At 71.5% G+C, this 18,536-nt stretch carries 16 protein-coding genes; 12 read left to right on the top strand and 4 right to left on the bottom strand.

What is annotated here, in order from left to right:
* Positions 1-31 precede the first annotated feature (31 nt).
* Positions 32-1,960, bottom strand: coding sequence for a DEAD/DEAH box helicase (locus HUW10_RS14455; protein ID WP_174504134.1), 1,929 nt, complete (start codon positions 1,958-1,960; stop codon positions 32-34).
* A 114-nt stretch (positions 1,961-2,074) separates the two neighbouring features.
* On the opposite strand from HUW10_RS14455, the gene HUW10_RS14460 reads away from it, so the two are divergent.
* From HUW10_RS14460 to HUW10_RS14510, 12 genes are all read left to right on the top strand, one after another.
* A complete protein-coding gene (locus HUW10_RS14460; protein WP_174504135.1) occupies positions 2,075-3,148 on the top strand; it encodes a type III polyketide synthase in 1,074 nt (357 codons plus the stop codon).
* A gap of 7 nt (positions 3,149-3,155) precedes the next feature.
* Positions 3,156-3,857: a methyltransferase domain-containing protein gene (locus tag HUW10_RS14465; RefSeq protein ID WP_201712624.1), complete on the top strand. Its 702-nt coding sequence runs from the start codon at positions 3,156-3,158 to the stop codon at positions 3,855-3,857.
* The gene (locus tag HUW10_RS14470; RefSeq protein ID WP_174504136.1) at positions 3,854-4,969 is read left to right on the top strand and encodes an NAD(P)/FAD-dependent oxidoreductase; all 1,116 of its coding nucleotides are present in this window, start codon (positions 3,854-3,856) and stop codon (positions 4,967-4,969) included. Before HUW10_RS14465 ends, HUW10_RS14470 begins: the two co-directional genes overlap by 4 nt.
* Before the next feature lie 115 nt (positions 4,970-5,084).
* On the top strand, positions 5,085-5,636 hold the full coding sequence (locus tag HUW10_RS14475; RefSeq protein WP_174504137.1) for an RNA polymerase sigma factor: 552 nt from the start codon (positions 5,085-5,087) through the stop codon (positions 5,634-5,636).
* A complete protein-coding gene (locus HUW10_RS14480) occupies positions 5,633-6,061 on the top strand; it encodes a hypothetical protein (protein ID WP_174504138.1) in 429 nt (142 codons plus the stop codon). Before HUW10_RS14475 ends, HUW10_RS14480 begins: the two co-directional genes overlap by 4 nt.
* Positions 6,058-6,702: a periplasmic heavy metal sensor gene (locus tag HUW10_RS14485; protein WP_236656409.1), complete on the top strand. Its 645-nt coding sequence runs from the start codon at positions 6,058-6,060 to the stop codon at positions 6,700-6,702. Before HUW10_RS14480 ends, HUW10_RS14485 begins: the two co-directional genes overlap by 4 nt.
* 88 nt (positions 6,703-6,790) lie before the next feature.
* On the top strand, positions 6,791-6,979 hold the full coding sequence (locus HUW10_RS14490; protein ID WP_174504139.1) for a hypothetical protein: 189 nt from the start codon (positions 6,791-6,793) through the stop codon (positions 6,977-6,979).
* A gap of 48 nt (positions 6,980-7,027) precedes the next feature.
* Entirely contained in the window at positions 7,028-7,294 is a 267-nt protein-coding gene (locus HUW10_RS18360; protein WP_236656411.1) for a hypothetical protein, read from the top strand.
* A 13-nt stretch (positions 7,295-7,307) separates the two neighbouring features.
* Positions 7,308-8,711 (top strand): DUF1800 family protein, encoded by a 1,404-nt coding sequence (locus HUW10_RS14495; protein ID WP_236656412.1) that lies wholly within the window; start codon positions 7,308-7,310, stop codon positions 8,709-8,711.
* Positions 8,712-8,716: 5 nt separating this feature from the next.
* A complete protein-coding gene (locus tag HUW10_RS14500; RefSeq protein ID WP_174504141.1) occupies positions 8,717-9,970 on the top strand; it encodes a DUF1501 domain-containing protein in 1,254 nt (417 codons plus the stop codon).
* 87 nt (positions 9,971-10,057) lie between these two features.
* Complete coding sequence (locus tag HUW10_RS14505) at positions 10,058-11,647, top strand: cryptochrome/deoxyribodipyrimidine photo-lyase family protein (protein WP_174504142.1); 1,590 nt, start codon at positions 10,058-10,060, stop codon at positions 11,645-11,647.
* A 320-nt stretch (positions 11,648-11,967) separates the two neighbouring features.
* A complete protein-coding gene (locus HUW10_RS14510; protein WP_174504143.1) occupies positions 11,968-14,721 on the top strand; it encodes a glycosyltransferase in 2,754 nt (917 codons plus the stop codon).
* On the opposite strand, the gene HUW10_RS14515 is transcribed toward HUW10_RS14510, so the two are convergent.
* The 3 genes from HUW10_RS14515 to bchE all read right to left on the bottom strand — a co-directional run bounded on the left by HUW10_RS14515 (position 14,664) and on the right by bchE (position 18,196).
* Positions 14,664-15,704: an NAD(P)/FAD-dependent oxidoreductase gene (locus HUW10_RS14515; RefSeq protein ID WP_174504144.1), complete on the bottom strand. Its 1,041-nt coding sequence runs from the start codon at positions 15,702-15,704 to the stop codon at positions 14,664-14,666. The two genes, HUW10_RS14510 and HUW10_RS14515, sit on opposite strands and share 58 nt — an antisense overlap.
* 138 nt (positions 15,705-15,842) lie before the next feature.
* Positions 15,843-16,565 carry a bacteriochlorophyll 4-vinyl reductase gene (gene bchJ / locus HUW10_RS18365; protein ID WP_307781124.1) on the bottom strand — a complete coding sequence of 241 codons (723 nt, stop codon included), beginning with the start codon at positions 16,563-16,565 and terminating at the stop codon, positions 15,843-15,845.
* Entirely contained in the window at positions 16,562-18,196 is a 1,635-nt protein-coding gene (gene bchE / locus HUW10_RS14530) for a magnesium-protoporphyrin IX monomethyl ester anaerobic oxidative cyclase (protein ID WP_236656413.1), read from the bottom strand. The genes bchJ and bchE overlap by 4 nt, the downstream gene beginning before the upstream one ends.
* Positions 18,197-18,536: the final 340 nt, after the last annotated feature.

Here is an 18,536-nt window from a genome sequence, read left to right on the forward strand (position 1 = left end):
CCGCTTCAGGCGTGCAGGTCAGGCGTCCGATTCAGGCGTCCGGTTTCGCTCGCGGCTTCGCGCCCGGTTTCGCACCGGGTTTCGCGCCCGGTTTGGCATGCGGTTTGGCATACGGGTTGGCATGCGGTTTCGCTCCGGCCTTGAACGCTGCCTTGCCGGCCACCTTGCCTGCCACCTTCTCCCTTGGCTTGTCCCTTGGCTTGTCCCACGGTTTTTTGGCTTGCGCGCCATCGGCGTCGGCGTCGGGTCTTGTGTCGGGTCTGGCGCGCGGTTTGGCGCCCGGCTTGAAGCCGCCCCTTCCGGCGGGGCGGAAGCCGGGCCGCGCCGGCGGGCGGCCGGGCTGCGTCGCGGGGGCGGCGTCGGCCGGCTCGATCGCAAGGTCGGGGCTGGCGCCGGCATCGAGGGCGGCGGCGAAGGTGCCCGCGCAGTCGGCCGCGATCTCGAACTTGGTTTCGCGATCGAAGATCCGGATCGCGCCGATATCGCGCCGGGTCAGCCCGCCGATCCGGCAGAGCAGGGGCAGCAGCCATTTCGGGTCGGCGCGGCCCTGGCGGCCGATCGCGGCGCGGAACCAGACCATGTCCCGCCCATCCCGCTCCTGCCCATCGGGATCGTTGCCGAACCGGGCGCGGGCGGGGCGCGGGGCTTCCGCCGGCTGCACGGTGATGTCCTCCGGCGCCGGCAGGCGGGCGCGGTAGAGCCGGATCAGCGCCGCCGCCACGGCCTGCGGCGCGTGGGCGGCGAGCAATTCGCCGGCGAGGGCGATGTCGTCGTCCAGCGGGGCTTCGGTGAGCAGCGGGTCGGCGAGCAGGCGGGCCTGGTCGCCGGCGCGGATCGCCTCGGCCGAGGGCGGGTCGTCCCAGATCGCCTTGATGCCGGCCGAGGCCAGCAGCGCCTCCGCCCGCCGCCGCCGCGGCGAGGGCACCAGCAGCAGGCACAGCCCCTTGCGCCCGGCGCGGCCGGTGCGGCCGCTGCGATGCAGCAGGGTCGCCTTGTCGGTCGGCAGGTCGGCATGGATGACGAGGTCGAGATTCGGCAAATCGAGCCCGCGGGCGGCGACGTCGGTCGCGATGCAGACCCGGGCGCGGCCATCGCGCAGGGATTGCAGGGCGGCGTTGCGCTCGGTCTGGCTCAGCTCGCCGGACAGGGCGACGGCGGCGAAACCGCGCTCCTGCAGGCTTCCGAACAGCCGGCGCACCGCCTCGCGCGTGGCGCAGAAGACGAGGCAGGGGCCGCGATCGTGGAAGCGCAGCAGGTTCACCAGCCCGTGCTCGATCTCGTCGACGGCGATGCGGATGCCGCGATATTCGATGTCGGCATGCGGCTGGTTGCGCTGCTGGGTGTCGATCCGCAGGGCATCGCGCTGGTATTGCCGGGCGAGGGCGGCGATCTCGCGCGCGATGGTGGCGGAGAAGAGCAGGGTGCGGCGCTCGGCCGGGGCGGCGCCGAGAATGGCGTCCAGCTCCTCGCGGAAGCCGAGATCGAGCATCTCGTCCGCCTCGTCGAGCACCGCGACGCGCAGCGCCGACAGGTCGAGCGCGCGGCGGTTCAGATGGTCCTGCAGGCGGCCCGGCGTGCCGACGACGATGTGGCAGCCGGCGGCGAGCGCGCGCTGCTCGCGCCGCGGGTCCATCCCGCCGACACAGGCGACGACGCGGACTCCGGCATGGGCGTAGAGCCAGGACAGCTCGGCATGGACTTGCAGGGCAAGCTCGCGGGTGGGGGCGATCACCAGCGCCAGCGGGGCGGCGGCCGGGGGCAGGTGGTCGTCGTCCAGGATCGTGGCGGCGAAGGCGAGGCCGTAGGCGACGGTCTTGCCGGAGCCGGTCTGCGCCGAGACCAGCAGGTCGCGCGCCTCGGCCTCGGGTTCCAGCACGGCGCTCTGCACCGCGGTGGGTTCGGCATAGCCCCGCTCGGCGAGGGCCTGAAGCAGGGCGGGGGTCTCGATGTAAAAGGGCATGGCGGCTCATAGGGCATCGGGGCTCCGGATGAAACATCCGGGCGGGCAGGGATGCAATGCGCGGCGGAGGGGATGGCTTCTTGCCGGCGGCGTGCGGCGCCACATCTATCCTGCATGGCCGACGTGTTCATCAACCGGATCGGCACCGCGGTGCCGGCGCATGACATCCACCGCGATTTCACCGCCTATGCGGCGCGGCGTCTCGAACCGCGGGCGGCCGCGCTGTTCGCCCGGATGGCGGGGCGCGCCGGGATCGAGCATCGCCATTCCGTGCTGGCGCCGGGCGCGCTCGCCACCGGCGGGGCGGATGCGCAGGAGTTCTACCGCCCCGGCGGTTTTCCCGACACCGCGGCGCGGATGGCGGTTTTCGAGCGCGAGGCGACGGCGCTGGCGCTGCGGGCGGTGGCGGATGCCGCGATCGACCCGGCCGCGATCACGCATCTGATCGTCGCCTCCTGCACCGGCTTCGCCGCGCCGGGGCTCGACCTGCATCTCGCCGCAAGGCTCGGGCTGCGGGCGGATCTCCAGCGCACGCTGGTGGGGTTCATGGGCTGTTCGGCGGCGGTGCCGGCGCTGCGGCTGGCGCGGCAGACGGTGCTCGCCGAGCCCGGGGCGGTGGTGCTGGTGGTCAATCTCGAACTCTGCACGCTGCATTTGCAGGAGACCGCCGATCTGGAAACCGCGCTCACCTTCCTGCTGTTCGGCGATGGCTGCGCCGCCGCCGTGGTGAGCGGCGCGCCGCAGGGCCTCGCACTGCACGATTTCCGCTCGGCCACCATTCCCGACACTGCCGAGCTGATCACCTGGCGGATCGGGGCGCAGGGGTTCCTGATGCACCTCGCCGGCGCGGTGCCGGCCGCGATCGCCGCCGCCTTGCGCGCGGCGCGGGAGGGGCGGGACGCGGCGGGGCTGCTGCGCGGCGACGCGATCGACGCGATCGGGGACTGGGCGGTGCATGCCGGCGGGCGCAGCGTGCTCGACGCGGTGGAGGCCGGGCTCGGCCTGCCGGGCGAGGCGCTCGCCGCCTCGCGCGCGGTGCTGGCGGCGCATGGCAACATGTCCTCGGCGACGGTGCTGTTCGTGCTGCGCCGGCTGCTCGATGCCGGCGGGCCGGCCGGGCGGCGCGGCATGGCGATGGCGTTCGGCCCCGGCATGGTCGCCGAGACGTTCAGGTTTTCGAGAGTGTGAGGGCGGGATGATCGACCTGTCGCGGCGGCAGATGCTGCCCGAGGTGATGGACGACCCGGAGCTGGACCCGGCGATCTATCGCCGTTGCCTCGCCGATCTCGCGCGGGTGAACCGGGTGACGATGACGCATCGCGCCACCCTCGCCTGGCTCGACCGCGCGCTGCGCGCCGGGCCGGGAGGCCGGACATTCACGCTGCTCGACCTCGCCTCGGGGCATGGCGACAAGCTGCGCGCGATCGCCGCCCTCGCGGCGCGGCGGGGCTGGCGGGCCGAGCTGATCGGCGTCGATCTCAACCCGCGGGCGACCGCGGCGGCGATGGCGGCAACGCCGCCGGACGCGCCGATCCGCTACGTCACCGCCGATGCGCTGCGCTACACCCCGCCGACGCCGCCGGATTTCATCGTCAGCAGCCAGTTCACCCATCACCTTGCCGATGCAGAGGTGATCGAGCTGCTCGGGCGGGTCGCGGCGATGGCGCGGCAGGGCTGGCTGATCGCCGACCTGCACCGCCATGCCGTGCCGTATTACGGGTTCCGCTGGCTGGCGCGGCTCGCGGGGTGGCACGAGATCGTCCGCCGCGACGGCACCGCCTCGATCGCCCGCGGCTTCACCCGGCGGGACTGGCAGGCCTGCCTCGACGCCGCCGGGGTCAGGGCGCGCATCGACTGGACGCTGCCGTTCCGCCATCTCGTCTCCTCGCTGCCGTGAGCCGGGCGGCGCCGGTGCTGGTGGCCGGCGGCGGGCTGGCCGGGGCCGCCGCCGCCTGCGCCCTGGCCGGGGCCGGTGTGGCGGTGACGCTGGTCGAGCGGGCTTCGGCGCCGGTTCACAAGATTTGCGGCGAGTTTCTCAGCATCGAGGCGCAGGAGATGCTCGCTTCCCTCGGCATCGATGCGGCGGCGCTGGGCGGGCACCCGATCGGGCGGGTGCGGCTGCTCCGGCGCGGGCGCGAGGTGACGGCGCGGCTGCCCTTCACCGCGCTCGGCCTGACCCGCAGGACGCTCGACGCCGCCTTGCTCGCCCATGCCGAGGCGCGCGGGGCGCGGGTGCTGCGCGGGGTCGCGGTGCGGCGGCTGGATGCGGGGCAGGGGCGGCTCGGCCTCGATCTCGGCGACGGGCGGCGGCTGGAGAGCGACAGGCTGCTGCTCGCCACCGGCAAGCACGATCTGCGCGGCGCCGGGCGCGCGGTGCGGGCGGCGGGCGATCTGGTCGGGTTCAAGACCTATTTCGCGCTGGCGCCGGCGCAGCGCGCGGCGCTGGAGTGGCATGTCGAGCTGCATCTGCTCGATCGCGGCTATGCCGGGCTGCAACTGGTCGAGGGCGGGTGGGCCAATCTGTGCCTGCTGGTGCGGCGCGACCGGCTGGCCGAGGCGGGCGGCGGGTTCGCGCCCCTGCTGGCGGCGCTGTGCGGCGAGGCGGCGACGCTGGCCACCCGGCTCGACGGGGCGAAACCGCTGCTCGACCAGCCGCTCGGCATCGCCCGCGTGCCCTATGGCTTCCTGCACCGGCCGCGGCGGGACGATCCGGCGGGGCTGTTCCGCCTCGGCGACCAGGCCGGGGTGATTCATTCGTTTACCGGCGATGGCATGGCGATGGCGCTGCACGGGGCGCGGCGCGCCGCCGCCGCGGTGCTGGAGGGGCAGGACGCCGCGACCTATCACCGCCGCCTCGCCGGCGAGCTTGCCGGGCAGATCCGCCTCGCCTCGCTGCTCTACCGCGCGCAGCGCCCGGCGATCGGCCAGCGTCTGCTCTTCGCCGCCCTTGCCCGCGCGCCGGCCGGGCTTGGGCCGCTGGTGCGGCTGACCCGGGTGCGGGCGCGGTGAAAAATGCCGCCACGGCGGCGACGGAAACAGGACACTCGCGCGTGAAAGGGGCTGGATGTCGACCGGATGGGCCGGTCGGCGCGGCAATTGGCGCAGGGTGGGCTTCCGTGAGGATATGACAGACCCGGAAGGCGACCCGGATGAGGCGCTGCTGGCGAGGATCGGCATGGGCGAGGAGGCGGCGTTCCGCACGCTGATGGCGCACAAGCTGCCACGGGTGCACGGGCTCGCGCTGCGGCTGCTGCGCGACTCGTCGCTGGCCGACGACGTGGCCCAGGAGGTGTTCCTGCGGGTCTGGCGGCAGGCGCGGGCCTGGCGGCCGGGGGCGGCGCGGTTCGACACCTGGATGCACCGCGTCGCGCTCAATCTGTGCCTCGACCGGTTGCGGCGGCGGCGGGAAGTTGCCGTCGCCGAGCCGCCGGAACAGGTGGACCCGGCGCCGGGGGCGGATTTCATGCTCGCGCGCGATGCCGAGGTGCTGCGCGTGGAGCGCGCGATTGCCGCCCTGCCGGCGCGCCAGCGCGAGGCGCTGGTGATGCAGGTTTATCAGGGATTGTCGAATATCGAGGCCGCCGCGGCGCTGGGCATCAGCGTCGAGGCGCTGGAAAGCCTGCTTGCCCGCGCCCGCCGCGCCCTGCGCCAACAGCTCGAGGATCTGCGACCATGACGCCCGACCGCTTCGCCGCCCTTGCCGCCGCCTATGGCGGCGCGATCGACCGCTGGCCCGAGGCCGAGCGCGATGCCGCCCGCGCCTTTCGCGAGGCCGATCCGGCGGCTGCGGACGCCATTCTCGCCGCCGAGGCCGTGCTGGATGCGGCGCTGGCGCGCTGGGCGGTGCCGGCGCCGGGGGCGGCGCTGGCCGGGCGGATCGCCCGCGATGCCGCGCGGCGGCGGGCCTTGTGGCGGCGCGGCCGGCTCTGGCTCGCCGGGCTCGGCCTTGCCGGCGCGCTGGCCAGCGGCGGGGCGATCGGCGCCGTGCTGGTCGCCCGCCTCGTGCCGGCGGGCGGGGCGGCCTGCTCGCAATCCCTCACCGTGCTCGGCGCGCCGGTGCCATCCTGCGGCAATGCCGCCAACTGGAGTGATACGCTGTGACCACCAGCCGCTTGCAGATCGGCCTCGTTGCCTCGCTGCTCCTCAATGCCCTCATGATCGGCGCCTTCGGCGGCGGGCTCGCGGTGCTGTCGCACCGGGGCGGCTGGCACAGGCCGCCGCATCGCCATCCCGGCCCGATCCAGACCGCCGGCCACGCCCTGAAGCCGGCGGACCGCGCCCGCTTCCGCGCCGCGATGCTCGCGGTGATCCGCAACAATCGCGACCTGATCCGCGACGCGCGGCTGCGCCGCCAGCAGGCGGGGGCGCTGTTCGTCCGCCCCGATTTCGACCGCGCCGCGATCGCTTCATTGCTGGCGAGGGCGCGGCGGGATCGCGCCGTACTGCTGGCGAAGCTCGACAATACGGCGTTGCGTTTCGCCGCCACCCTGCCGCAAGGCGAGCGGCGGAAACTGGCGAGCGGCCTCGCCGAACACGGCGAGCTGCAACGGCGGGGCGGCCGTTTTGCTCCTCCTCCGCAGGGCAGCATTTCTGCCCCCCCGCCGCATGGCGGCAATTTTGCTCCTCCTCCGCAGGGCGGCAATTTTGCCCCTCCTCCGCAGGGCGGCAATTCTGCCCCCCCGCCGCAGGGCGGCAATTTTATCCCGCCGAAGGGGCAAAAATCTGTGCCGCCGCAGGGCTGAAGGGGCGACGGATTTCAGGCGCCCGCGCGTTGAACCGAATACAGACCCCGCGCGGTCGAAGCGTCACAGATCATCGAGGAACTTGCCCATGCTGTCTCGTACGTTCCGTTTTATTCCCCCTCAGGATGCACGGCCGGGCCGGGCGGCGCGGATCGCCCGGCGGGCGGTGGCCGCGATCCTGCTCGCCGGGCTCGCCGGCGGGCTTGCGGGATGCGTGGTCTATCCCGGCGGGCCGCGCCATGGCTGGTGCTACTGGCACCCCTATCGCTGCCGCTGATCGCGCCGATCCCGCCTCGTTGCAACGCTCAAGGACAGGGCTGACGACATGACACACAAGTTCAGCACCATCGCTTCCCGGCGCCCGGCGCGGGCCGCGCTCGGGCTTGCGCTCGGCCTCGGCCTCGCCGCCGTGCCGCATGCCGCCCTCGCCTGGGAACATCCCTGGTGGGGGCCGCGCTTTGCCATCGGCATCGCCGTGCCGGCGCCCGTCTATCCGCCGCCCGTCTATGTCGCGCCGCCGCCGCGCGTCTGGGTGCCGGGGCATTACAACTGGCGCGGCAGGTGGATTCCCGGCCACTGGCGCTGGCGCTGAGCGGGCGGCGGCGATGACCCTCGCATACGCCCAGGCGAAAAGCCTGACGCCTGCCCAGGCGAAAAGCCTGACGCCTTCTCAGGCGAAAAGCCTGACGCCTGCTCAGGCGATGATCCGCTTCGGCCTGGGCGGGCGGCCGGACCAGGCGCCGCCGGCCGATCCGCGCGGCTGGCTGCTCGGCCAGCTCGACGGGCCGGACCCCGCGCTGGCGACACCCTCCTTCGCCGGCCTGCCGAGCGGGGCCGCCGCCCTCGCCGCCCTGCGCGACGACCGGATGACGCGCAAGCGTCTGGCGCGGCAGGGGCTCTCGCTCAAGGATCATTTCAAGCCGCGCGTCCCGGAGATGTTCCGCGCCGATGCCGCTGCCCAGCTCGGCTGGGCGCTGCGCACCGACGCGCCGTTCCGCGAGCGGCTGGTGTGGTTCTGGGCGAATCATTTCACCGTGTCGATGCGCCAGGGCGGCACCGCCGCGCTGATCGGCCCGTTCCTGCGCGAGGCGATCCGCCCGCATGTCACCGGCCGGTTCACCGACATGGTGCTGGCGGTGGAGCGGCATCCGGCGATGTTGCTCTATCTCGGCAATGCCGGGTCGGTCGGGCCGGATAGCCGGGCCGGGGTGCGGCGGCATCGCGGGCTCAACGAGAATCTCGGCCGCGAGTGCATGGAGCTGCACACGGTGAGCCTGCGCGCCGGCTACAGCCAGCAGGACGTCATCGCCATGGCGAAGCTGCTCACCGGATGGTCGGTCGATCCCAGGGCGGAGCCGACCGGGTTCCGCTTCCACCCCTTCGCCCATGAGCCGGGGCCGCAGACGCTGATGGGGCGCAGCTTTCCGCCGGGCGAGGCGGGCGGCATCGCGGCGCTGCGGTTCCTGTCGACCTATCACACCACCTGGACGGCGCTGGCGACCAAGCTGGTGCGGCATTTCGTCGCCGACCAGCCGCCGCCAGAGGCGGTTGCGCATGTCGCCGGCGTGCTGGCCGGCACGCAGGGCGATTTGCGGGCGGCCTCGGCGGCGCTGGTCGATCTGCCGCAGGCGTGGATACCGGGGCGCAAGATCAAGACGCCGGTCGAGTATTTCGTCTCGGTCGGCCGCGCGCTCGGCGAGACCGAGGCGAAGGTGCCGGCGGCGCTGGGGATGCTGCGGCGGCTCGGCCAGCCGCTCTGGGCGGCGCCGCTGCCCAATGGATGGTCGGATCTCGGCGGCGACTGGAGCGGGCCGGACGCGGTGCTGGCGCGGATCGACTTCGCCTATACCATGGCCGGGCACAGTCACGACCGTGCCCCCGCCGCCATCGCCACGGCCGCACTCGGCGCGCAGCTGCGCCCGGACACGCTGGCGGCGGTGAGCACCGCCGGCTCGCCGCGCGAGGCGCTGTCGCTGCTGTTCGCTTCTCCCGAATTTCTCAGACGGTGACCGACATGAACCTCTCCCGCCGCGCGACGCTGCTGGGCCTCGCGACCGTCGCTACCCTGGGCCGGACCCGGCTCGCCCTCGCCGCCGCGCCGACCGATTCGCGCTTCGTCGTCGTGCTGCTGCGCGGCGCGCTCGACGGGATGGAGGCCGTCATTCCGCATGGCGACCCCGATCTCGCGCGGCTGCGGCCGGGCCTCGTGCCGCAGGCGGCGTTGTGGCACGATCTCGGCGGGTTCTACGCGCTGCACCCGGCGCTGGCGCGGTTCCACACGCTCTACGCCGCCGGCGAGCTGCTGGCGGTGCATGCGATCGCCGGTCCGTACCGGACGCGCAGCCATTTCGAGGCGCAGGACCTGTTGCAGACCGGTGTCGAGCAGATCGGCATGAATTCGGGCTGGCTCAACCGGCTCATCGCCGAGCTGCCGGCGGATGGCGATCCGGGCGGGATCGGGCTGGCGGCGGGGATCGGCACGCCGCTGATCCTGCGCGGGGCAGCGCCGGTGGGCGCCTATGCGCCGGTTGGCTTCGCGCAGCCGGATCAGGGGCTTTATGCGGCGATCGGCCGGCTCAATGCGGGCGATCCGGTGTTCGGCCCGGCAATCGCCCGCGGGCTCGGGTCGCGGCGGTTCGACCAAGCGACCTTCACCGCCGGAGCGGCGCCGGCGATGGAGGATGAGCATATGATGAACCCGGCGGGGCCTGCCCATCCGGTCGGTCGTCCAGCCGATCGCCTGGCCGGTCACCCGGCCGATCGCTATGGGTTTCCCGAGCTTGCCGCCCGGGTGGGCACGCTGCTCGCCGCGGCACAGGGGCCGCGGATCGCCGCCTTCCAGCTCGAAGGGTGGGATACGCATGTCAACCAGATGCAGCTGCTGCCCGGCCCGCTCGGCGGCCTCGATCGCGGGGTGGCGGCGCTGAAGGCGGCGCTGGGCCCGGCCTGGGCGAAGACGGCGGTGCTGGTGATCACCGAGTTTGGCCGCACCGCGCGGGTCAACGGCACGCGCGGGACCGATCATGGCACCGCGACGGTCGCCTTTCTTGCCGGCGGCGCGGTGCTGGGCGGGCGGGTGAAGGCGACCTGGCCGGGGCTGAAGGACCGGCAGCTGTTCCAGAACCGCGATCTCGCGCCGACGGCGGATCTGCGCGCCCTGGCCAAGGGCGTTCTGGCGGCGCAGTTCGGGCTGGGGCCGGCGGCGCTCGGGCGGATTTTCCCCGAGAGTGCGGCGATTGCGCCGATGGGCGGGTTGCTGCGCGCCTGAGCGGTCCGGTTGGCCCACCCCGCCTTGTCCGCCCCGCCTTGTCCGCCCCGTCTTGTCCGATCCGCGCGGGCGATTATTTCGGGCGGGATGGGAAGTTCTGTTTCGGTTGTCTGGTTCAAGCGCGACCTGCGGCTTGTCGATCACGCGGCGCTGACGGCGGCGGCCGCCGCGGGCGCCGTGCTGCCGCTGGTGATCGTCGAGCCGGAATACTGGCGGCTGCCGGATGTGTCGCACCGGCAATACGCGTTCCTGGCCGGCTGCATCGAGGATCTGGCGGCGGCGATCGCGGCGGCGGGCGGGCGGCTTGTGGTGTGTGTCGGCGCGGCGGTCGAGGTGCTGGAGGCGCTGCGCCGGCGGTTGGGCGGGTTCGCCCTGTGGTCGCACGAGGAGACCGGCAATCGCTGGACCCATGCGCGGGACCGGGCGGTGCGGCGCTGGGCGCGGGCGCAGGGGGTGGCGTGGACCGAGCTGCGTCAGTTCGGCGTGATCCGTGGCCCGGCGCTGGATCGCGACCGCTGGGCGGCGCAGTGGGACCGGATGATGGCGGCACCTTTGCTGCCGCAGCCGCGCGGCATCGCCTGGGCGGCGCCGCCGGAGGGGCTGGCGGCGGCAGGTGTTCCGGCGGCGGCGTCCCTCGGCCTCGCGCCGGACGGGTTGCGGTGCGGCCAGGCGCCGGGGCGGGCGGCGGCGCTGGCAACGCTCGGCTCGTTCCTCGCGACGAGGGGCGAGGACTATACCAGGGCGATGTCATCGCCGGTGTCGGGCGAGGCTTCGTGCTCGCGGCTTTCGCCCTATCTCGCCCATGGCTGCGTCTCGATCCGCGAGGCGGCGCAGGCGGCGTGGCGGCGGCAGCGCGAGGTGCCGGCTTCCAGCCGCTGGGGGGCGGCGCTGCGATCGTTCATCGCCCGGCTGCACTGGCATTGCCATTTCATCCAGAAGCTGGAGGCCGAGCCGGAGGCGGAGTGGCGGCCCTTTGCCCGGATCTATGAGGGGATGCGGCCGCCGGCCGACCCGGCGCGCCTCGCCGCCTGGGCGGAGGGGCGGACGGGGTATCCGTTCATCGATGCGGCGATGCGCTACCTCGCGGCGCAGGGATGGATCAATTTCCGCATGCGGGCGATGCTGATGTCGTTCGCGAGCCATGACCTGTTCCTGCCCTGGCAGGAGAGCGGCCTCGTGCTGGCGCGGCTGTTCACCGATTACGAGCCGGGAATCCACTGGCCGCAATGCCAGATGCAGTCCGGCGAGACCGGGATCAACACGGTGCGGGTGTATTCGCCGGTCAAGCAGGGACACGACCAGGACCCAGCGGGCGGGTTCATCCGCCGCCATGTGCCGGAGCTGGCGGCGGTGGCGGGGGCGCTGGTGCATGAGCCCTGGCGGCTCGACGCGGGCGAGCGGGCGCGTCTCTGCCCGGACTATCCGGCGCGGATCGTGATCCATGAGGAGGCGGCGCGGGCGGCGAAGGCGGCGCTGTTCGCGCGGCGGCAACTGGTCGAGGCGCAGCGCGAGGCGGATGCGGTGCAGCGCCGCCACGGCTCGCGCCGGGGCCGGGGTCGGGGCCTGGCCCTGGCCCGGCCGCAACGGAGCGCCCGCGCCAATGCCGCGCCGGGGCAGCTTTCGTTAGATCTCGATCCCGGTCCCGATCACGATCAGGGGCGCCCGGCCGGCGGCTGAGACGCGGCGGCGGGCGGCGCACGAAGTTGCTCGACAGGATGGGGCGCGCGCGGCATAATCCAGAGTTGAATTGGATCATTTCATTTTAGCCTTGGCGCGCGTTCCGATCCTGACGGATCGGATTTCGCGGTCTAGAGCACGTTCCGATCCTTTCGGATCGGATGTCGTGCTCTATCGTGTTGATAATTAGAGCATCTTTATCCGATCAGATAATTCCATCTGATCGGATGATGCTCTAACGTGATGATAACCTGAGCGTCTTTATCCGATCGGGAGATTTCATCTGATCGGATGAGGCTCTAACGTATTATTTGGACGATATGAAGAAAAAGCAAACTAACAATATTAAAAATACAAATCGAGACGAGTCGAAAGACGAGAAGGCGCTCCCGCCGGGCGATGCCGGGGACCGGGGAGGGGATGTCGCGCCGGCAGCGTCATCCGACGAGGCGACGGTGCGGCGGCCGGTCGGATATCTGGAGCGTTGCGATTACGAAATCATTTCCGGCTGGATCTGGGATCCGGAGCGGCCGGACGAGCCGTTGGACATCGACCTTGTCGAGGGCGGGGTGACGCTGTTCCGGGTGCGGGCCGATCTCTACCGGCCGGATCTGGAGCAGGCGGGATATGGCAACGGGCGACACGCGTTCTCGATCGTCGGGCTCGACATGGTGCTGCCGCATTCGCGGCACCTGGTGAGCATCCGCCGGGCATCGGACGGGCTCGACCTGCTGGGCTCGCCGCACTGGATCGTGCGCTCGCCGCCGGCTCTCGACGAGCCGGCGCGGCGCTTCATGACCGAGGCCTTCGTGCAGGCCAGCCTCGCCGCGAAGGCGCCGGCCGAGCTTGCCGGCGGGATCGGCCTCCTGTTCAGGCTGCTGAACCATTCCCTCAACGCGCATGACCGGCTGGCCGAGGCGGCGGGGATGACGGCGGCGGCGGCGCGCGAGGGGCTGGTGCCGCGCGCCGAGCTCGACGGCCGGACCGGCGGCATCATCGACGCGCTGGGCCAGGCCTATCCGCTGCTGATCCTCGGCCCCGCGGGTGCGGCCGAGACGGCGCCGGAGGTTTCGGTCATCATTCCCGCGCATAATCATTTCGATCACACCTATCGCTGCCTCGAGTCGATCCGGGATCATTTTCCGCGCCGCTCCTGCGAGATCGTCATCGTCGATGACGGCTCCACCGACGAGACGCTGTTCTGCACGCTGGTGCTCGCCGGGCCGGTGCGGGTGGTGCGCACGCCCGCGCAGCTCGGCTTCGTGGGGGCGAGCAATGCCGGCGCGCGGGAGGCGCGCGGGCGGTATCTGCTGTTCCTCAACAACGACACGCTGGTCCGCGAGGGATGGCTGGATGCGCTGGTCGACACGTTCGAGCAGGTGCCGGGGGTCGGCATCGCGGGGTCGCGGCTGCTGGCCGAGGACGGCACGCTGCAGGAGGTGGGCGGGATCGTCTGGCGCCTCGGCGACGGGTGGAACTGGGGACGCGGGGCCGATCCGGCGGAGCCGCGCTTCCTGCATCTGCGCGATGCCGACTGGGTGTCCGGCGCCGCGCTGATGATCGAGCGGGTGCTGTTCCAGACGCTGGGCGGCTTCGATACCCATTACGCGCCGGCCTATTACGAGGATGTCGATCTCGCCTTCAGGGTTCGCCAGCTCGGCCGAAGGGTGGTGGTGCAGCCGGCGTCGGAAGTGGTGCATCTCGAAGGCGTCAGCAATGGCGTCGATGTCGCCGGCAGCGGGCTCAAGCGCTACCAGCTTGTCAACCAGCGCAAGTTCCAGGCGCGCTGGAAGGACGTGCTCGCCGGGCACGGCTTCAATGGCGAGTGCCCCGACCTCGAGGCCGAGCGGCAGGTGCGCCGGCGGGCCTATTTCATCGACGACACCGTGCCGACGCCCGATCTCGATGCCGGATCGAACGCGGCGGTCGCGCATATGCGCGCGTTGCTCGCACTCGGCTACAAGGTGACCTTCGTGCCGGCCGATAACATGCAGGATCACCAGCCCTATACCGGCGATCTGCGCAAGGTCGGCATCGAGTGCCTGCACGCGCCGTTCGCGCGGTCGGTCGAGGAGGTGTTCCGCGATGCGCTGGTCGCGCCCGACCTCGTCTATATCCACCGCTACTCGAACGCCGCCAAATACGCGATGCTGACGCGGCGTTATTTTCCGAAAACCCGCATCGTCTACAACGTCGCCGACCTGCATTTCCTGCGCCTCGAACGCCAGGCGGCGGTGGCGCCGGGCGATGCGGCGACGGTCGGGCTGGCGGCGCAGAAGGCGGGGGAACTCGCGGTGATGCGGGTGGTGGACGCGGTGATCGTCCATTCCTCGGTCGAGGCGGAGATGCTCGACACGCTCGCGCCGGAGATCGAAACCCATGTGGTGCCATGGGCGGTGCGGCCGCGCCCGGCGCCGGTGCCGTTCGCGCAGCGGGCGGGCATCGCGTTCGTCGGCGGCTTCGGGCATCCGCCCAATGTCGACGCCGTGCGGCATTATGCCGAGGATATCCTGCCATTGGTGCGCGAGAGCCTGCCGGCGGCGACGAGCCATATCGTCGGCAGCCGGATGCCGGAGGCGGTGAGCCGGCTGCACGGGGGCGGGCTGGTGACGGTGGGCTATGTGCCCGATCTGGCGGAAGTGCTGCACCGGGTGCGCTGCACCGTGGCGCCGCTGCGCTTCGGCGCCGGGATCAAGGGCAAGGTGCTGGAGAGTTTCGCGCACGGGCTGCCCTGCGTGATGAGCCCGGTCGCCGCCGAGGGGCTCGATCTGCCGGCGCCGCTGGACTGGCTGGTTGCCGGTTCGGCGGAGGAGTTCGCCGCCAAGATCGTCCGCGTGCATGAGGACGAGGCGCTGAACCGCCGTCTCGCCGAGGCGGGGCTCGCCTACATCGTTGCGCGCTACAGCGAGGTGGCCACGCTCGCGGCGCTGGGTCGCGCGGTCGATGTGTTGGCGGCCTCAAACGCGGGGTCGGGGGCGGGGGCGGCGGTGGGGGCCGCGCCGGCGGGCCCGCCGCGTCAGCTGGCGGCGAGGCGGGCGAGAACCGCCTCCGCGGTCTCCAGCCCGGAGAGATAGGCGGCCTCGACCTTTCCCTGCGCCGTCCAGTCGCCGCAAAGGGCGAGGCGGTTGGCGGCGTCGATCAGGCGGGGCCGCTCTGCGACCGCCGGGGCGTTGGCGTAGCGCCAGCGATGCAGGTCGAGATGCACCGGCGCGAGCGTTTCGCCGAGACAGGCGGCGAGGGCGTCGAGCATCGCGGCGCGGATGGTCGCGGGATCGTCCTCGAGATGGTCGTCCGCCCAGGAATTGCGGCTGATCGCGACAAGGCCCGGCCCGCCCTCGTGCCCCGGCCGCGCGGCGCAGAGCGAGATCCAGCTCAGCACGCCATCGCGCACCAGGGCGGCATCGAAGCCTGGATCGAGCGGTGCGGCGAGGCCGAGCATCAGCGAGAAGGCGCCCTGCATCCGCGCCGAGGCGGCGGTGGCGCGCAGCATCGAGGTTTCGGGCAGCAGGGCGGCGGCCTGCGGCGCCGGCAGGGCGAGGACGACGAAGGCGAAGGGGCCGAAGCGCTCGCCCGCCTCGCTCTCCAGCGTCCAGCCCGCGGGCGCGGGGTGGAGCGCCGCGATGCGGCAATTCTGCCGGATGTCGAGCCCTTCGGCCCAGTGCGCGGTGAGGCGGCTCATCCGGCCGATCGGGACGTAATGCGCCGGGGCATCGCCCCAGTCGCGCCGGTGGGTGATGGCGGCGGCCTCGATCTCGGCGAAGCGGCAGGCCCAGGGTGTCACGATTCCCGCCGCGCGCAGCCGGGCGAGTTCGGCTGTGAAGCGCGGGTCGCGGGCGGTGAAGAACGGCGCGCCGAAATCGAAGGCGAAGCCCTCGCGGCGGCGATGCGCGAGGCGGCCGCCGGGGCCGCGCGCCTTGTCGAACACGGTGACGGCGCAGGTGCCGGCAAGGCGGCGCGCGGCGGCGAGGCCGGCGGCGCCGGCGCCGATCACGGCGACGGCCGGGCCTGGTGTGGCCGGGCTTGGGGTGGCCGGGCTTGGTGTGGAACAGTCGGTCACGTCGCGATCTCCTGCGGGGCCGCGGCGGGCGCGGCCGGGTGGCTCGGGGCAGGGAGGGTAGAGCATCATCCGCGCCGCGGGTCCATTACCTCCGATCGGGCCCCTGTGATCTTTTGCTCGCGCCCTGTTTCCAGGAGGTCAGCCGCGCCCGATCGTGAAGACGCAGGCAGGCTGGCCGGCGGCGCGGCAGGCTTCCTCTCGCACCACGAGGCGGCGGTCGACCAGCGCCTGGAACAGCACCTCGAAGGTGCCGGCGTGAAACGCGCAGCCCGGATTGCATGCGCCTGGTTCCTCGATCCTGGCGGTGCCTGGCATTTCGCTCCCGGCGGAGCCTGGCAGTTCGGTTCTGCCGGTGCCGGACAATTCAGGTCTGGCGGTGCCGGGCATTTCGCTCCCGGCGGTGCCCGGCACCGCGATCGGGTTGGTCGCGAGGGTCAGGCGGAGGCCGCCGCGCCAGGTGGCGTCCAGCCCGTCCGGCATGCCGAAGGTCCAGGCGTGGCGGCGGATCGCCGCGACCAGCAGGCGGGCGGCGAGCGGCGCCGGGGCTGCGCGGAGGGCGAGGCGGACCGGGCGCGGAATCCGCCGCGCGAGGAGATAACGCCCGGTCGCAGCACCGGCCGCGCGCAGCACGACCCCGCCCGGCCCGGCGCCGAGGCAGGCGCGCACCGCGCGATGCAGCGCCAGCACATCCGCCGCCGGGACCATCGCGGCGGGCGGATGGGCGAGATAGGGTTCGGCGCCGGCCGCGCGCGCGACACGGGCGACGCAGGCCGGCCCGCCCGAGGCGGCGAGGGCGGCGAAGACCTGGAGGATCGCGTTCGGCCCGATGCGCGGCCCCGCCGGATTGTCGGGCGCGGTCAGGGCGGTGGTTCCGCGGGGCTGGGCGCCTTGCGATGGGGCTTGTTATTGTCGTGCGTTGCACGCGTTTCGTTATCGTGCGTCGCACGCGTTTTATTGTTGTCCAATGCACGCTTTTTATTGTCATGCATGGTGCGCCATTCGACCTGTTCCGCGCCGGCCTTGCTTCGCGCGCCGTCGAAATGGAAATCGACCTTGCGCTTCGATTGCGGCCCCCAGTAGCCGACCCGGCCGAGATCGTAGAATTTCCGCTCGAAGCCGGATTTCATGAACGCCTTGAGGCAGCCGAGCAGGTAGCGCCGCCGCGCGCCGGAGCCGGCCCAGGGGTAGGAGAAGAACGCCTTGCGCATGTAGAAGCGGCGGTAATTGTGCATCACCCGGTCGAGCAGTTCGGCGCGGTCCATCGCCGCGGGGCGGATGATCGGGGTGACGAAATTGTATTTCTCGTAGTCGAACACTTCGACCTTGTCGGCCAGTTCGCGGAACAGGTCGGAGAAGGGCCAGGGCGTGTACATCGACCAGTTGGCGAGATCGGGCGCCCAGTCGCGCGCCATGCGGTAGGTTTCCTCCAGCGTTTCGCGTGTTTCGTTCTCGAGCCCGACGATGAACTGCGCCTCGACCACGATGCCGGCGGCGCGCAGCAGGGCGATCGCCTTGCGGTTCTGCTCGATCGTGGTTTCCTTGTTGAAAAGGTCGAGCTTCATCTGGGCGGCGGCTTCGGTGCCGAGGGAGACGTGGATGAGCCCGGCGCGGCGGTAGAGCGGCAGCAGCGCCTCGTCGCGCAGGATGTCGGTGACGCGGGTGTTGATGCCCCAGAGCAGGCCGACATCGCGCGCGATCAGCTCCTCGCAGAAGGCGACGAATTTCTTGCGGTTGACCGTCGGTTCCTCGTCGGCGAGGATGAAGAAGCCGACGCCGTGCTCATCGCGCAGGCGCACGATTTCATCGACCACTTTCACGGGGTCGCGGTAGCGGTAGTCGCGCCAGAATTTCCATTGCGAGCAGAACGAGCAGGTGAAGGGGCAGCCGCGCGCCATGTTGGGGATGGCGACACGGGTGCCGAGCGGGATGTAGCGGTAGCGGTCCCAGTCGAGGATGCCCCAGTCGGGGGCGAGGGCGTCGAGATCCTTGACGGTGGGGGCGGCTTCGGTGGCGACGACCTTGCCGGCCTCGCGGAAGGCGATGCCCCTTATGTCGTGGCGGGTTGCCGCGAAAGTCCCCGCCGCCACGGCACGGGCGAGATCGACGATGATCCCTTCGCCCTCGCCGCGCACGATCACGTCGATCCAGGGGGCTTCGGCGAGAACCTGGCCATACATGAAGGTGGCGTGCACGCCGCCGAGCACCGTGAGCGCGCCTGGATGTTCCTCGCGGGCGATTTCGAGCAGGCGCTCGGCCTTGTAGATCGAGGGGGTGATCGCGGTGCTGCCGATGATGTCCGGCCGCTCGGCGCGGAGGATGTCGCGCAGGGCATCGTCCGACAGGTCGTTGGTCATCGCGTCGATGAAGCGGAGATCGGTGAAGCCGGCGGATTTCAGCGCGCCGGCGATATAGGCGGCCCAGGCGGGCGGCCAGTTTCCGGCGATCTCGGCGCCGCCAGAATGATAGTTCGGATGCAACAGCAGGATCCGCATTCATCCCTCCCCGTGACTTGATGTGTCAAGTTATAGTGACAGTTGAAAATGTCACTTTGATATGGATCAAGCGGATGGGATGAGTGGTCGGGAGGCGGGGTGTTGCGTGGCTGGGTAAAATATACACATCGAAATACAATATAAAATAAAAATATAATAAATGCTTATATTGTATAAGTATAAAATCGTGCTGTCCTCGGGAATAATATGAATGGTGGAAAAAACGAAAAATTCCGCGTTCGGGTCAATTTGCAGGATATATCATGAATCGAGTGTTTGGATTGAAGTGGTCGGCCGTGAAAGCCATGATCGTTCCCGTGCCTGAGAGCCCGAATCTGAA

The sequence above is a fragment of the Acidiphilium sp. C61 genome (genome assembly GCF_905116885.1).
GTDB lineage: Bacteria > Pseudomonadota > Alphaproteobacteria > Acetobacterales > Acetobacteraceae > Acidiphilium.

Excerpts from the sequence above, each read along its gene's own strand:
- HUW10_RS18360 (WP_236656411.1), top strand. The coding sequence starts at position 7,028 with ATGACACACAAGTTCAGCACCATCGCTTCCCGGCGCCCGGCGCGGGCC.
- HUW10_RS14505 (WP_174504142.1), top strand. The coding sequence starts at position 10,058 with ATGGGAAGTTCTGTTTCGGTTGTCTGGTTCAAGCGCGACCTGCGGCTT.
- HUW10_RS14510 (WP_174504143.1), top strand. The coding sequence starts at position 11,968 with ATGAAGAAAAAGCAAACTAACAATATTAAAAATACAAATCGAGACGAG.
- HUW10_RS14490 (WP_174504139.1), top strand. The coding sequence starts at position 6,791 with ATGCTGTCTCGTACGTTCCGTTTTATTCCCCCTCAGGATGCACGGCCG.
- bchE (WP_236656413.1), bottom strand. The coding sequence starts at position 18,196 with ATGCGGATCCTGCTGTTGCATCCGAACTATCATTCTGGCGGCGCCGAG.
- HUW10_RS14480 (WP_174504138.1), top strand. The coding sequence starts at position 5,633 with ATGACGCCCGACCGCTTCGCCGCCCTTGCCGCCGCCTATGGCGGCGCG.
- HUW10_RS14460 (WP_174504135.1), top strand. The coding sequence starts at position 2,075 with ATGGCCGACGTGTTCATCAACCGGATCGGCACCGCGGTGCCGGCGCAT.
- HUW10_RS14465 (WP_201712624.1), top strand. The coding sequence starts at position 3,156 with ATGATCGACCTGTCGCGGCGGCAGATGCTGCCCGAGGTGATGGACGAC.
- HUW10_RS14455 (WP_174504134.1), bottom strand. The coding sequence starts at position 1,960 with ATGCCCTTTTACATCGAGACCCCCGCCCTGCTTCAGGCCCTCGCCGAG.
- HUW10_RS14500 (WP_174504141.1), top strand. The coding sequence starts at position 8,717 with ATGAACCTCTCCCGCCGCGCGACGCTGCTGGGCCTCGCGACCGTCGCT.
- HUW10_RS14495 (WP_236656412.1), top strand. The coding sequence starts at position 7,308 with ATGACCCTCGCATACGCCCAGGCGAAAAGCCTGACGCCTGCCCAGGCG.
- HUW10_RS14475 (WP_174504137.1), top strand. The coding sequence starts at position 5,085 with ATGACAGACCCGGAAGGCGACCCGGATGAGGCGCTGCTGGCGAGGATC.